Raw genomic sequence first — 14,337 nt, forward strand, 5'->3', positions numbered from 1 at the left:
CATGCCGGAACAGCAGACGCGTGTGCTCGCGGACCGTTACGAGCTGATCGCGCCGCTCGGCCGGGGCACGATGGGCACCGTTTGGAAAGCCCACGACCGTTCCCTCGGCCGTGAGGTCGCCATCAAGGAGATCCGTCAGGAGCCCGGCCTCACCGAGGCACAGCGCACCGAACTTCGGGAACGGATGATCCGCGAGGGTCGTACGGCCGCCCGCATCAGCCACCCCTCGGTGGCCACCGTCCACGACGCCATCGTCGAGGACGGCAGCCCGTGGATCATCATGGAGCTCGTGCAGGCGCGTTCCCTGGAGCAGGTGATCGAGGAGGAGGGGCCCCTTCCCCCCCGTCTCGTCGCCGAGATCGGGGCCGACCTGCTTGGGGCGCTCCGCGCGGCCCACGCCCAGGGGGTCCTGCACCGCGACGTGAAGCCCGGCAACGTGCTGATCACCGAGAGCGGCCGGGTGGTCCTCACCGACTTCGGCATCGCCAAGGCGGAGGGCGACACGAGCCTCACCAAGACCGGCATGGTGATCGGCTCCCCCGGATACACCGCGCCCGAGCGGGCCCGTGGCGAGCACACCGGGCCCGAGTCGGACCTGTGGTCCCTCGGCGCGACGCTGTACTTCGCGGTCGAGGGCCGTCCGGCCTACGAGCGGTCCTCGGTGGCGGAGACCCTGGCCGCGCTGATGAGCGAGCAGGTCGACCCGCCGACCCAGGCGGGGCCGCTGCGCCCGGTCCTCGAACAGCTGCTGGAGAAGGACCACACGACACGGCTCACGGCCGTCCAGGCGGGCGCGCTGCTCCGGGCGGTGGCCGACACCCCCTCGCACCTCGCGGACTCCATCCCCCCGCCCCCGGCGCCCGCCGTGGCCCCCGCCTTCGTACCGTCTCCCCCGGCCTCCGAGATCCCCCTGGTGGAGGACGCCTCCGACGAAGCCGAGGACGCCGAGGACGCCAGGGTCATCGGCTTCATCGGGGCCGTCGAGCAGGAGCCCGAGGACCCCGATGGTTCCGAGGATCCCGACTCCGGCGGTTTCGACGCCGATCGCACCATGGTGGTCATCCGTCCCAAGGACGGTCTGCGCATCCCCGGCGGGACGGCTCCCGCCGAGCCCTCCGCCTCCCCCGCACCGGCCTCCGGCCGTCCGACGACCTCCCCCTACCCGGACCGGCCGCCCTTCGCGGAACCGGGCATGCCGGTCGCGGGACGGCAGGGTCCCGCCGGTCTCGGCACCCCCGTCGCGCGAGGCCCCGTGACCCCCGGCGCCTTCGGGAGACCGGGGGCGTCCGGGCCTGATACGTCCAGGCCGGGAGCGTTCGGAGCGGGTGCCTTCGAGGAGCCCGCCGAGGAGACGGCGGCCTTCGGGGGATCGAGGAACGAGTCGGCGGCCTTCGGGGGTCCGGGGAACGAGTCGGCGGCCACCCCGCCCCACGGGTTCCCGGTGAGCGGCAGGCCCGATCTCTCCGCCACCCCGCCGCACGGCTTCCCCCCGGTCGACCCGGAGTTCGCGGCGTCCGGCGAGGGACGCCCGGGGTCCCCCGACTCAGAAACGCTCCCTCCGCCGCTGCGGCTCTTCCCCGGCGACCGGCCAGGTCCCGGTAACCGGCCCCCCGGGCAGGAAGGGCCGGGGGCCGCGCAGCCCTGGCGTCCGCCGGGTCCGGAGGCGTCCGACGGCGCCTACCGCTCCCCGGGCCTGGGCACCGACCTGTTCGCGATCGCGAACCAGAACGCCCAGCCCGATCCCGGCCGACCGGGCCCGAGGCAGCCACCGTCGCAGAAGGCCAGGATCGGCGTCCTCGTCCTCATGGGCGTGGCGGCGATCGCCCTCGTGGTGATCATGATCCTGACGGTGGCCGCCTTCTTCTGAGCACGCTCCCGAAGGCGGTCCGCGAGGAGAACCCCGTACCCACCGTTCCCCTTCCCGGTTTGATTCCCCCTCCAGGACGCAGACTGGGTTCATGAGCGAGTATCGGATCGAGCATGACTCGATGGGTGAGGTACGGGTCCCCGCGGGTGCGAAGTGGCGGGCGCAGACCCAGCGGGCGGTGGAGAACTTCCCCGTCTCGGGGCGCGGGCTGGAGGTCCCGCACATCGCGGCACTCGGCCTGATCAAGGCACTCGCCGCCGAGGTCAACGCGGAGCTGGGGGTGCTCGACAAGGAGCTGGCACAGGCGATCGCCGAGGCCGCCACCGACGTCGCGGAGAACGAGTGGGACGGCGAGTTCCCCGTCGACGTCTTCCAGACCGGCTCCGGCACCTCGTCCAACATGAACGCCAACGAGGTGATCGCCACCCTCGCCGAGGAGCGGCTCGGCCGTCCCGTCCATCCCAACGACCACGTGAACGCCTCGCAGTCGTCCAACGACGTGTTCCCCACCTCCATCCACGTCGCCGCCACCACCGAGGTCTCGTACCACCTGATCCCCTCGCTGCGGCACCTGGCCACCGCGCTGCGGGACAAGTCGCTGGAGTTCGACGGCGTGGTCAAGGCCGGGCGCACGCACCTGATGGACGCCACCCCGGTCACGCTCGGCCAGGAGTTCGGCGGGTACGCCACGCAGATCGACAACGCCATCGCGCGGGTGCGGAGCGCGCTCCCGCGCCTCGCCCAGCTGCCCCTGGGCGGCACGGCGGTCGGCACCGGCGTCAACACCCCTCCCGGTTTCGCGGCCAAGGTCATCGAGAGGCTGCGCGAGGCCACCGGGCTGCCGTTCTCCGAGGCTCCCGACCACTTCGAGGCCCAGGGGGCCCGGGACGCCGTCGTCGAGCTCTCCGGCCAGCTCCGCACGGTCGCGATCTCGCTCAACAAGATCGCCAACGACCTGCGCTGGATGGGGTCCGGCCCCCGGGCGGGACTGGGCGAGATCAACCTGCCCGACCTGCAGCCCGGTTCCTCGATCATGCCGGGCAAGGTCAACCCGGTCGTCCCCGAGGCGGTGACCATGGTCGCCGCCCAGGTCATCGGGAACGACGCGGCCATCGCCTTCTCCGGCGCCTCGGGCACGTTCGAGCTCAACGTGATGCTCCCGGTCATCGCGCGCAACATCCTGGAGTCGGTACGGCTGCTCGCCAACGCCTCCCGGCTGCTGGCCGACCGGTGCGTGCACGGCATCACCGCCAACGTCGACCGCATGCGCGAGTACGCGGAGTCGTCGCCGTCGATCGTCACCCCGCTCAACCCGTACGTCGGGTACGAGGAGGCCGCGAAGATAGCGAAGCAGGCCCTGGCGGAGCGCAAGACCATCCGCGAGGTCGTCATCGAGCGCGGCCACGTCGCCAACGGCACCCTCACCGAGGAACGGCTCGACGAGTTGCTCGACGTGCTGTCCATGACCCGGCCGCCCTCGTAGACGCGCCCCGGCCGCTCGTGGACCATGACCTGACCGCGACCGCGGGCCGGTGACCGGATCGGCGCGGCGAACCGGCGGACCAGCGGCTCCGGCCACCGGGCGCCGATCGACGACCCGACCGGCACCCTAGATCGGCCGCCTGGGAGACTCGGGGCATGACCCAGATCAAGTTCTACGGCCGCAGGGACGTGTGGGCCGACCGGCGCCGGGAGCTCTCCGACACCGTCCATAGCTGCCTGGTGGACGTCTGGCAGCTTCCCGAGGACAAGCGGTTCCACCGGTTCCTGCTGCTGGACGCCGAGGACATGATCTGCCCGCAGCGGAGCGAGCGGTACCTCATCGTGGAGATCGCCTGTTTCAGCGGCCGGTCGGACGAGGCCAAGCGCTCGCTGATCCACGCCCTGTTCGCCAGGACCGGGGAGGCGCTCGACCTCCCCGCCGAGGACCTGGAAATCGTGATCATGGAGTCCCCCAAGGTCAACTGGGGCATCCGCGGCCTTCCCGGCGACGAGCTCACACTCATGTACCCGGTCACCATCTGACCGCCGCGCCGCCGCGCCGCCGTCCGGGGCTCGGTGGTCCCGGGAAGCCGTGCGCTTTGTGGCTGAAGTGAGCCACGTGGTCGAAGTGAGCGACACAACGGATTTGCGAAATCGTGGTGTGATATCACCCTCAAACGACAGGCTTGAAGGGTGCCGACTCCTTTGCCCCCCGCAGACGCCGTGAAGTCACTGCTGACCACCATCGGCACCGCGACCGACGTCGACCGCGTCCACGCCGAGGAGCTGGCCGCGGAACTGGAATGGTCGCACCCGGCCCTCCGGCAGGCCGGCGCCTACCTCGCCCACACGCCCGGCGCCGACCTGTCCGGCTACCTGCGCCTGCTGCGTGCCGTCCCCGAGAACGCCCCGGAAAGCGGATCGCGCCAGCGCCCCGACGCCGACCGGGCGGTGGCCCGCGCCTGGGCGCTGACGCGCGCACGGATCGAGCACATCGACCCCCTGGCGATCCGCGTGGTGCGGGTGCTGGCCTGCTACGCACCCGACGACCTGCCACGCACGGTGCTGAACGGGCTGGAGGACGCCGGGGAGACCGCGCTGGACGAGGCGCTGGAGACGCTGTCCTCCCACGGCGTGGCCGACCTGTCACCGGACGGCCCGCAGGTGAGCGTGCACCCTCAGATCCAGGCCGTCGTCGTGGACGGTCTGACCGAGGACGAGCACGCCGCCGACAGGGCCACCGCGGCCGCCCTGCTCCAGGCCGCGTTGCCTCCGGAGCCCTGGCACCCCTCCTCCTGGCCCGCGTACGCCCGGCTGCTGCCCCACGCCCACGCCGTCCTGCCACCCGAGTCCCCCGCCGTGAACTCCGTCGCCGATCACCTGTACGCCACCGGTGACCACCGCACCGCCCACGCCCTGCGACACCGGTACCACGCCGTCGTACACGACACCCTGGGCCCGGAACACGCGGACACGCTGACCGCCCGCGCCGATCTCGCCACCATGACGGGAGAGACAGGGGACGTGGCCGGCGCCCTGGACGAGTCCACGGTGCTGGTACCGCTGACCGAACGGATACTCGGCCCCGAGCACCCCACCACACTCGACGTCCGCGCCAACCTCGCCCACTGGACGGGAGAGGCCGGAGACGCGGCCGGCGCCCGCTATCAGGTCACGATGCTGGTGTCGGCGCTCCGGCGGGTACTGGGCCCTGAACACCCGGACACGGTGAACGCCCGCGTCCACCTCGCCCACTGGAGGAAACACGCGAGACGATCACTTCTCACACGGTGGCTTCCGGGACGTTGACCCCTTTCCCGCCTTCCGCCGTCGAGTCTCCCCTCAGGCAGGACGGAACCGGCCCGGGACGGATACCCGCCACATAAACGTACGGTGGAGTGTGGGGGTGGGCGACATGGGCCAGGATTCGGGTCATGCCTAGATTCGGCAGCATGATTGACCTAGCGGGTCGGCGAGCCGTGGTGACCGGGGCGGGCAGCGGGATCGGGCGCGCCTGCGCGCACCGGCTGGCCGCGGCCGGGGCGCATGTGCTGGTGGTCGACATCGACGCCGAGGCGGCGGCGAAGGTCGCCGCGGAGATCTCGGGGACACCCGTCGTCGCGGATCTGTCGGAACCGGACTTCGTCCGGGCGATACCGCCCGGCACGGACATCGTGGTGAACAACGCCGGGTTCCAGCACGTCGCCCCGATCGAGGAGTTCCCCCCGGAGGTGTTCTCCAAGATCCTCAAAGTGATGGTCGAGGCGCCCTTCCTGCTGGTCAGGGAGGTCCTGCCGGGCATGTACGAGCGCGGCTGGGGCCGGATCGTCAACATCTCCTCGGTCCACGGGCTCCGCGCCTCGCCCTACAAGTCGGCGTACGTCACCGCCAAGCACGCCCTCGAAGGGCTGTCCAAGACGATCGCCCTGGAGGGCGCCCCGCACGGCGTCACCTCCAACTGCGTGAGCCCCGCCTACGTCCGCACCCCCCTGGTGGAGAACCAGATCGGCGCCCAGGCGGGCACCCACGGCATCGGCAGGGACGAGGTGGTCGAGCAGATCATGCTCGCCCCCGCCGCCGTCAAGCGGCTGATCGAACCCGAGGAGGTCGCCGAGCTCGTCGCCTACCTCTGCGGCCCGCACGGCTCCTTCATGACCGGCACCTCCCTCCCCGTAGACGGCGGCTGGACCGCCCGCTGAGCCCCGTGAGGCCGCGCCGGGGACTGGACTGAGGAGCGAAGGAGCGAAGCGGATGAGTGACGAGGGAAGGAGCCGGGTCCCAGCGGCCTCACCGCGACGCGCAGCGTCGCAGACAACACAGAGTGACGAGGGAAGGAGCCGGGTCCCAGCGGCCTCACCGCGACGCGCAGCGTCGCAGACAACACAGAGTGACGAGGGAAGGAGCCGGGTCCCAGCGGCCTCACCGCGACGCGCAGCGTCGCCATGAACGCAGAATGGTCGTTATGAGCACACGGGTTTTTCTCGAACTGCTGGCCAGGGAGGCGTCGGCGGTCGAGTTCGAGGGGCCCGTTCTCGCGGCGAGGACCGGCGGGGCCGATCCGGAGGCGCTGGCGGAGCTGGAGGAGGCGAAGCTCGCCGCGCTGAGGGTACGGGCGCTGCTGCGGCGCAGGGCGAAGCGGGAGGCCGAGCTGTCGGCGCTGTTCGACACGGCGGGCGACCTGGCCGGGCTGCGGGATCTGGACGCCGTCCTGGAGGCCATCGTGCACCGGGCCAGGCAGCTGCTCGGCACCGACGCGGCCTACATGACGCTGCACGACCCCGAGCGGGGCGACACCTGGATGCGGGTCACCGACGGCTCGGTGTCGGCGAAGTTCCGGGCGCTGCGGCTGGCCATGGGCGCGGGCCTCGGCGGCCTCGTCGCCCAGACCGCCACCCCGTACTCGACAGCCGACTACTTCGCCGACGAGCGCTTCCGCCACAAGACCGACATCGACGACGCGGTGCTCGAAGAGGGACTGGTCGCCATCCTCGGCGTACCGCTCAAGCTGGGCGCGCGGGTGATCGGCGTGCTGTTCGCGGCCAACCGGAGCGTGCGGCCCTTCACCCAGGACGAGGTCGTGCTGCTGGGCTCGCTGGCGGCGCACGCGGCGGTGGCGATCGACAACGCCCGGCTGCTGCAGGAGACCAGGAACGCCCTGGAGGAGCTCAGCGAGGCCAACCGGCAGGTGAACGCGCACAGCCAGGCCGTGGAGCGCGCCGCGCTCGCGCACGACCGGATGACCGGCCTGGTGCTGCGCGGCGGCGGGGTGGAGGACGTGGCTGCGGTGGTGACGGAGGTGCTCGGCGGCTCGCTGACGGTGCTCGACGACGCCGGGCGGCCGATCGCCGGGGACGCGGGCGTGCTGGAGGAGGGCGCGCTGGGCGAGGCGGCGTTCGACCACCCGGCGACCGGCCCGGGGACAAACACGGCATCCGGCCCGGTGACGAGCCCGGGGGCAAACCTGGCGTACGGCACGAGAACCGGCCCGGGGGCAAACCCGGCGTACGGCACAGGGACGAGCCCGGTGACGAGCAGGAGGCCGGGCTCGAAGCAGGGCGCCAGGCGAGGGGCGCGGAAGGGCGCGGACGTGATCGCGGACGCCGCGCGGTCGTCGAGGGCGCTGGGGCGCACCGTGCGGCAGGGAGACCTGCTGGTCGCGTCGGTGGACGTGGGCGCGGAACCGCTGTGCACGCTGGTGCTGCGCAACGGCGGCCAGGTGTCGGACGCCGACCAGCGCATCCTGGAGCGGGCCGCGCTGGTGACCGCGTTACTGCTGCTGTTCAGGCGTACGGTGGCCGAGGCGGAGGGCCGGGTGAGGGGCGAGCTGCTCGACGACCTGATCTCGCGGCCCGCCCTCGACGGCCTGGCCGACCGCGCCCGGCGGGTCGGGGTGAACCTGGACCTCGACCACGTGGTGGTCGTGGTCCGGCACGGCGGCGGGCGGGAGCGGGCCGCGTTCTGGGCGTCGTCGCAGGCGACGTTGCACCACGGCCTCGCCGCGCAGCGCGGCGACGAGGTGGTCCTGCTGCTCCCCGGGGACCGGCCGGGACCCCTGGCCAAGCGGGTGGCGGCCGAGCTGAGCGCCTCGCTCGGCCACCCGGCCACCGCGGGCGCCGGAGGGCCCGTACGCGGCACCGCGGAGGTGGCCGCCGCGCACCGGGAGGCGCAGCGCTGCGCCGACGCCCTGGTGGCCCTGGGGAGGGCCGGGGAGGGCGCCGGAGCCAGGGAGCTGGGCTTCGTCGGCCTGCTGGTCGGCGAGGGGCGCGACATCGGGGCGTTCCTCGCCACGGCGCTCGGCCCGGTGATCGACTACGACGCCCGCAGGGGCACCGCGCTGGTCCAGACGCTCACCGCGTACTTCGGCACGGGCGGCTCGCTGTCCCGGACGAGCGAGACCCTGCACATCCACGTCAACACGGTCACCCAGCGCCTGGACCGGATCGGCCAGCTCCTCGGCGACGACTGGCAGGCTCCCGAGCGGGCGCTGGAGATCCAGCTCGCCCTGCGCCTGCACCGCCTCAGCGGCTGATCCGGGGTGCCGCGCACATCCACATAGGGCACCGGTCGGCTATGGCGGTCGTACCCATAGGAGTGACGCCGGTCACTACGTACGGTAGCCGAAATCCCCCCAACAGCGACTCCCCCTGGTGAGTGAGATGGCAGAGAAAACCCGTACCCCCATCGGAAAGATCGTCGGTGCCAGCCTCGTCGGTACCACGATCGAGTGGTATGACTTCTTCCTGTACGGCTCCGCCGCCGCGCTGGTCTTCCCGCAGCTGTTCTTCCCCAAGTCGGAGCCGCTGACGGGCACCCTGCTGGCGTTCCTGACCTACGCGGTGGGCTTCGTGGCCCGCCCGCTGGGCGCGCTGGTCTTCGGGCACTTCGGCGACCGGATCGGCCGCAAGAAGCTCCTGGTGGTCAGCCTGCTGATGATGGGCGGGGCGACCTTCCTGATCGGCTGCCTGCCGACCCACGCGGCGATCGGCATGGCGGCGCCGCTGCTGCTGACCCTGCTCCGGCTCGTCCAGGGCTTCGCCCTCGGCGGCGAGTGGGGCGGCGCGGTGCTGATCGTCTCCGAGCACGGCGACGCCGCGCGCCGCGGCTTCTGGGCCTCCTGGCCGCAGGCGGGCGCCCCCGGCGGCAACCTGCTGGCCACCGCCGTGCTGGCGGTGCTGGCCGCGGTCCAGACGGACGAGGCGTTCGTGAGCTGGGGCTGGCGGATCCCGTTCCTGCTGTCCGGTGTGCTGGTGCTGGTCGGCATGTGGATCCGGCTCTCCATCAGCGAGTCGCCGGTCTTCCAGCAGGCGGTCGCGAACGCCAAGCCCTCGACGACCCTGCCGATCGTGGAGGTCTTCAGGTACCACTGGCGGGACGTCCTCATCGCGATCGGCGCCCGCTTCGCGGAGAACGTCTCCTACTACGTGATCACCGCGTTCGTGCTGGTCTACGCGACGGCGCAGGCCGGGCTGGCGAAGCCCGTGGTGCTCAACGCGGTGCTGATCGGGTCGGCCATCCACTTCGTCTCGATCCCGATGTGGGGGGCGCTCTCCGACCGGCTCGGCCGCCGGCCCGTCTACCTGCTCGGCGCCGCCGGGGTGGGCCTGTGGTCCTTCGCGTTCTTCCCGCTGATCGACACCAAGAACTTCCTCGCCGTCACCCTGGCGGTGACCGTCGGGCTGATCCTGCACGGCGCGATGTACGGCCCGCAGGCAGCGTTCTTCTCCGAGCTGTTCGCCACGAGGATGCGCTACTCGGGCGTCTCGATCGGCTCGCAGCTCGCCTCGATCGTCGCGGGCGCCCTCGCCCCGCTGATCGCGGTCGCCCTGCTGGACGCCTACAAGTCGTCGTTCCCCATCATGCTGTACGTGGCCGGGGCCGCCGTGCTCACCCTGATCACCGTGTACGTCTCGCGTGAGACCCGTGGCCGCGACCTCGTCACCATCGGCACCCGCGACGAGGCCAAGACCACTCGCTGAACCGTACGGAGAAACATCTGATGCGCATCGAGAACCGGCCGGTGCCCACCGGCCGGATCACCCAGAACGTCCTGTCGGTCACCGGGGACGACGGGAACGCCCCTGAGGGCGGCGAGACCGTGCTGTTCGTGCACGGGAACGTGTCGAGCTCCGCCTTCTGGCGGGGCACGATGCTCGCCCTGACGGAGGAGGGCCACCAGCCGCTCGCCGTGGACCTGCGGGGCTTCGGCGACACCGAGCCCGCCCCGGTCGACGCCACCCGGGGCCTGCGGGACTACTCCGACGACGTGCTCGCCCTCCTCGACGCCCTCGGGCTGGACGGCGTGCACCTGGTCGGCTGGAGCATGGGCGGCGGGGTCGTGCTGCAGGCGCTGCGCGACCGGCCGTCCGCCGTGCGGAGCGTAACCCTGGTCAACCCGGTCTCCCCGTACGGCTTCGGCGGCACGCACGGCGCCGACGGCGTGCTGAACCACCCCGACGGCACGGGCGGCGGGGCGGGCGCGGCCAACCCCGACTTCGTGAAGCTGCTCGTGGCGGGGGACGCCTCGGACGACTCCCCGGCCTCGCCGAGGAACGTGATGAGGACCACGTACGTGAAGCCCGGCACCGTGATCGAGGACGAGGACGCCCTGGTCGCGTCGATGCTGTCCACGAGGGTCGGCGAGGACCACTACCCGGGCGACGCGGCGGCGTCGGAGGAGTGGCCGGGGGTCCGTCCCGGCACGCGGGGCGTACTCAACTCGCTCGCCCCGACGTACTTCCGGATCGACGACCTGCACACGATCGACCCGAAGCCGCCGATCCTGTGGATCAGGGGCGAGGCCGATGTGATCGTCTCCGACACCTCGCTGTTCGACCTGGCCCACCTGGGCGCCCTGGGGGCCGTCCCCGGCTCGCCCGGCACCCCCGCGCAGCCGATGGTCACCCAGACCCGCGCCGCCCTGGAGCGATACGGCCCGTACACCGAGACCGTCCTGGACACGGGCCACAGCCCGCACATCGAGCGGCCCGCCGAGTTCCTCGCCGCCCTCTCCGACCACCTGAAGCGGAGCTGACCAATGCGCAGTACCAAAATCACGGCAGTAGGGCTCGCCGCTCTGACGGTCCTGGCCGGGGCTCCGGTGGCGAGTGCGGGGACATCACCGGCGCACTGCGCGCGGCTGGACCGGGTGGCGGTGCCGGGGGCCGAGCGCCAGGTGAAGGCCTGCCTGGACGACCTCACGACGGCGGGCACGACCGTCTCCGGGCACACCGACCCGGCCGACTGGGCGGGCCTGCACCCGGCGGGGGCGGTCAACCCGAAGGGCGTGCCCGGCATCCAGGTCGACGGCTACTTCCCCGACACCTCGACCTCCAACACGACGCACGGCTGGAACCACGACTCGCAGTTCGTCCTGCGGCTGCCCGACAACTGGAACGGCGGGCTGGTGGTCACCGGCACCCCGGGCAACCGGGAGCAGTACGCCAACGACTTCACCGTCTCCGACTGGGCGCTGGCCAAGGGCTACGCCTACGCGGTGACGGACAAGGGCAACGTCGGCGTCACCTTCTACAAGGACGGCCGCAGGCCCGGTGACGCGGTCGCCGAGTGGAACGACCGGGTCACGCAGGTCGCGATCGCGGCCAAGGCCGTCGTCGCCCAGCGCTACGGCAGGCTTCCCAAGCGGACCTACGCCGCGGGCATCTCCAACGGCGGCTACCTGGTCCGCTGGCAGCTGGAGAACCGCGCCTGGCTGTATGACGGCGGCATCGACTGGGAGGGCACGCTCTGGCGGGTCAAGGGCGACAACCTCGTCAACTACCTGCCCCCGGCGCTGCGGGCCTACCCGGCGGGCGACACCCAGGGGATGTACGACGCGGGATTCGCCCGGGGCTCGGAGTTCCTGTGGCCGTTCCACTACCAGTACTACTGGGACCTGACCCAGCGCCTCTACCGTGAGGAACTCGACCCCTCCTTCGACGGCGACGCCGAGGCGGGCACCCCCTTCTGCGCCTCGGGCACCCCGGCCTGCGACGCCGACTACGACTACGACGCGCGCAAGCCGTACGCGGCGGTGAGGAAGATCGGGCTCACCGGCCGGATCGGCAAGCCGCTGATCACGATCCACGGCACGCTGGACACGCTGCTGCCGATCTCCCGTTCCGGCGACGTCTACGCGGACATGGTCGGCGGGCACCGGCCGTTCCGCTACTACCGGATCACCGACGGCACCCACGTGGACAGCCTCTACGCCTCCTACCCCGACAAGCTCCGCCCGTTGCTGCCGTGCTTCCGCAGCGCGTTCGAGACCCTGGAGGGCTGGGTGGAGCGCGGGCAGAGCCCGCCGCCGAGCGCGACCCTGCCGAGGCCCTCGACCGGCGACCTGCCCAACGAGTGCCGCCTGAGCCCGTGACCCCGGCCGTCTGACACCAGCCCTATGACACCGGCCGTATGACCGCACGGCGCCGCACCGCCCCGGCAGGGGGTGCGGCGCCTTCGGGCGGTCGGGACGGGTGACCCAGGACGTCAGTTCAGCATGTAGCGCCGCTGGACGGTCCTGGTCACCCGGACCGCGTTCCTGACCAGCGGTATCCGCAGCGCGACCCGCTTCAGCAGCGGGTACCAGGGCTCGGAGAGCCTGGCGGCGGCGGCCCGGTGGATCTCCACCCGGCCGCCGCGGTTCATCTCCACCTTGAAGCGGAGCCCGGTCTCCTCGCCGTCCACCCGCAGGAACGGCGCCCAGACGCCCGGCGCGAGAAACCCCTCCCGGTACGCCAGCCGGGTCGGGATCTTGGCGATCAGCCGCCCGGCCAGTTCCCCGGGGACGCCGGGCTCGACCAGCGCGGGGGCGGCGACCTCGCGTTCCCTTCCCGCGATCTGGCGGAACACCAGCTCCGCGGGCGGCCCCCCGCTCGGCGGCACGTACGGCACGGGCACGACGACGAAGACGTGCTTGCGCTGCCTGATGAGCTTCGTCCCCGGCGAGACCAGCACGATCGACTCGGGGAACGAGCGCGGCTCCACGCAGATCCCCAGCTCCCCGCGGTCGGACCACCAGGGGACGATCAGCCGCCTGGAGCAGTCGGCGACCATCCCGGTGCAGTTCAGCGGCGACCCGGTCACCCGGGTGCGCGCCTGCTGCGCTCCCCCGTACATGCGCACGTGTATCTCCCAGAGTCCCGGGGGCAGCGGGTCGCCCGTCGCCGCCGAGTCGATGTCCAGCCGGGCCGCGCCGGTGACCTGGAGCCTGACCCCGTTGCGGTGACGGCTGCGGATCATCGAGCACTCCGAGGGCAGGAAGTGGACGATCCCGGTGTCCTCGTGCCTGACGTAGACCTCGAACCGCGCCCTGGCGGCGGCCTGGCTCACGTCGGCCATCTCGGGCGGCAGGCGGAGCCCTTCGAGGGGCACCGGGGGCTGCCAGAGCAGGCCGTCCTCCCCGTACGGGACGAAGCGCATCGGAGTGCCGTCGGCCTGCATGATCTCCACGGTGAGCCCCATGGTGAGCGCGCCGTCGTCCCAGGTGAGCTCGTCGAGGTCGGCCTGGAGGCGGACGCCGCGCGTGGCCCCGGCCAGGACGACGAGCTGGTCGAGCCTGCCCGCGCGCAGCAGCGCGGCGCGGGCCCGCAGCGGGACCGGCAGCAGGAGGTCGAGGCGCGGGGGGAAGCGCTGGACGACCAGCTCGCGCAGGGTGGTGAAGGTGGCCGCCCGGCCCGCGGAGGAGGTGGCGAACCTGCCCCCGCCGAGCCGCCGCAGCACCGCGGTGCGGAACCACTGGGCGTACATCCGGTCGCGCCGGCGGCCCTCGGGCACCTCGTCGTCGATGATGTCGAGCAGCTCGCGCAGCTCCGCGGCCCAGACGTAGGGGTCCTCCGGCGGGTCGGGCCGCTCGGTGACGTGGCAGCAGATCGGGCCGGCCATCACGACGACGTTCCCGGCCCGCAGGTAGGCGCGGAGCACGAAGGCCTGCTCGGCCAGGCAGCCGCCGGGGTCGGAGAAGTTCAGCGCCTCGGCGTCGAGGAAGGCCCTGCGGAAGAGCTTGTGCGGGGTGAGCAGCGTGAGCAGCCGGTCCCTGACGACGTCGGCGTGCTCGCGGTCGGTGTCGAAGATCGTGGCGGGCGGACGCTGGTCGCTGCTCAGCCGCCCGAGGAGGACGTCGGCCCCGGTCTCCACGGCCCGCGCGTGCATGCGCTCCAGGGCGGTCCGCTCCAGGCGGTCGGTCTGGTCCAGCAGGTAGACGTACTCGCCCCGGGCGACCATGAGGGCGACGTTGCGGCCGCGCATCGGCGAGCCGGTCCGCTCGATGTGGAGCACCCTGACGTTCGGCCGCACCGCCGCCAGGGTGTCGAGGCGCTGCTGGATCCCGTCGTCGGATCCGTCGTCGGCGAAGATGACCTCGTAGTCCTCGGAGGCCATCGACTGCTCCAGCACCGACCGGATGCAGGCGTCGGCGCCATCACCGGGGTTGTGCACCGGCACCACCACGCTGACCTTCACGTCCATGCGGCCAAGGGTGCGGCGCGCGGCGCCGG

At 72.3% G+C, this 14,337-nt stretch carries 10 protein-coding genes; 9 read left to right on the forward strand and 1 reads right to left on the reverse strand.

The genetic code is table 11. The annotated features are described in order from the left end of the window. The first annotated feature begins 1 nt into the window (after position 1). The 9 genes from ACSC1Q_RS27950 (at position 2) to ACSC1Q_RS27990 (ending at position 12,218) form a co-directional block, all read left to right on the forward strand. Positions 2–1,867, forward strand: coding sequence for a serine/threonine-protein kinase (locus tag ACSC1Q_RS27950; protein WP_436761659.1), 1,866 nt, complete (start codon positions 2–4; stop codon positions 1,865–1,867). 91 nt (positions 1,868–1,958) lie between these two features. Next, positions 1,959–3,350 carry a class II fumarate hydratase gene (locus tag ACSC1Q_RS27955; protein WP_386159240.1) on the forward strand — a complete coding sequence of 464 codons (1,392 nt, stop codon included), beginning with the start codon at positions 1,959–1,961 and terminating at the stop codon, positions 3,348–3,350. Positions 3,351–3,505: 155 nt separating this feature from the next. Next, positions 3,506–3,892, forward strand: coding sequence for a tautomerase family protein (locus tag ACSC1Q_RS27960; RefSeq protein WP_436761660.1), 387 nt, complete (start codon positions 3,506–3,508; stop codon positions 3,890–3,892). Positions 3,893–4,054: 162 nt separating this feature from the next. Continuing rightward, on the forward strand, positions 4,055–5,158 hold the full coding sequence (locus tag ACSC1Q_RS27965; protein WP_436761661.1) for a tetratricopeptide repeat protein: 1,104 nt from the start codon (positions 4,055–4,057) through the stop codon (positions 5,156–5,158). 143 nt (positions 5,159–5,301) lie between these two features. Beyond that, complete coding sequence (locus ACSC1Q_RS27970; protein ID WP_436761662.1) at positions 5,302–6,048, forward strand: 3-hydroxybutyrate dehydrogenase; 747 nt, start codon at positions 5,302–5,304, stop codon at positions 6,046–6,048. A gap of 263 nt (positions 6,049–6,311) precedes the next feature. Continuing rightward, on the forward strand, positions 6,312–8,378 hold the full coding sequence (locus tag ACSC1Q_RS27975; RefSeq protein ID WP_436761663.1) for a helix-turn-helix domain-containing protein: 2,067 nt from the start codon (positions 6,312–6,314) through the stop codon (positions 8,376–8,378). A 127-nt stretch (positions 8,379–8,505) separates the two neighbouring features. Beyond that, complete coding sequence (locus ACSC1Q_RS27980) at positions 8,506–9,825, forward strand: MFS transporter (RefSeq protein WP_436761664.1); 1,320 nt, start codon at positions 8,506–8,508, stop codon at positions 9,823–9,825. A 20-nt stretch (positions 9,826–9,845) separates the two neighbouring features. After that, the gene (locus ACSC1Q_RS27985; protein ID WP_436761665.1) at positions 9,846–10,880 is read left to right on the forward strand and encodes an alpha/beta fold hydrolase; all 1,035 of its coding nucleotides are present in this window, start codon (positions 9,846–9,848) and stop codon (positions 10,878–10,880) included. A 3-nt stretch (positions 10,881–10,883) separates the two neighbouring features. Continuing rightward, complete coding sequence (locus tag ACSC1Q_RS27990) at positions 10,884–12,218, forward strand: tannase/feruloyl esterase family alpha/beta hydrolase (protein ID WP_436761666.1); 1,335 nt, start codon at positions 10,884–10,886, stop codon at positions 12,216–12,218. Positions 12,219–12,331: 113 nt separating this feature from the next. Here the strand turns inward: ACSC1Q_RS27990 and ACSC1Q_RS27995 are convergent, their stop codons facing one another. Beyond that, positions 12,332–14,308: a glycosyltransferase family 2 protein gene (locus ACSC1Q_RS27995; protein WP_436761667.1), complete on the reverse strand. Its 1,977-nt coding sequence runs from the start codon at positions 14,306–14,308 to the stop codon at positions 12,332–12,334. Positions 14,309–14,337 lie beyond the last annotated feature (29 nt).

This window comes from Streptosporangium heterodermiicola (genome assembly GCF_051390675.1).
Lineage (GTDB): Bacteria > Actinomycetota > Actinomycetes > Streptosporangiales > Streptosporangiaceae > Streptosporangium.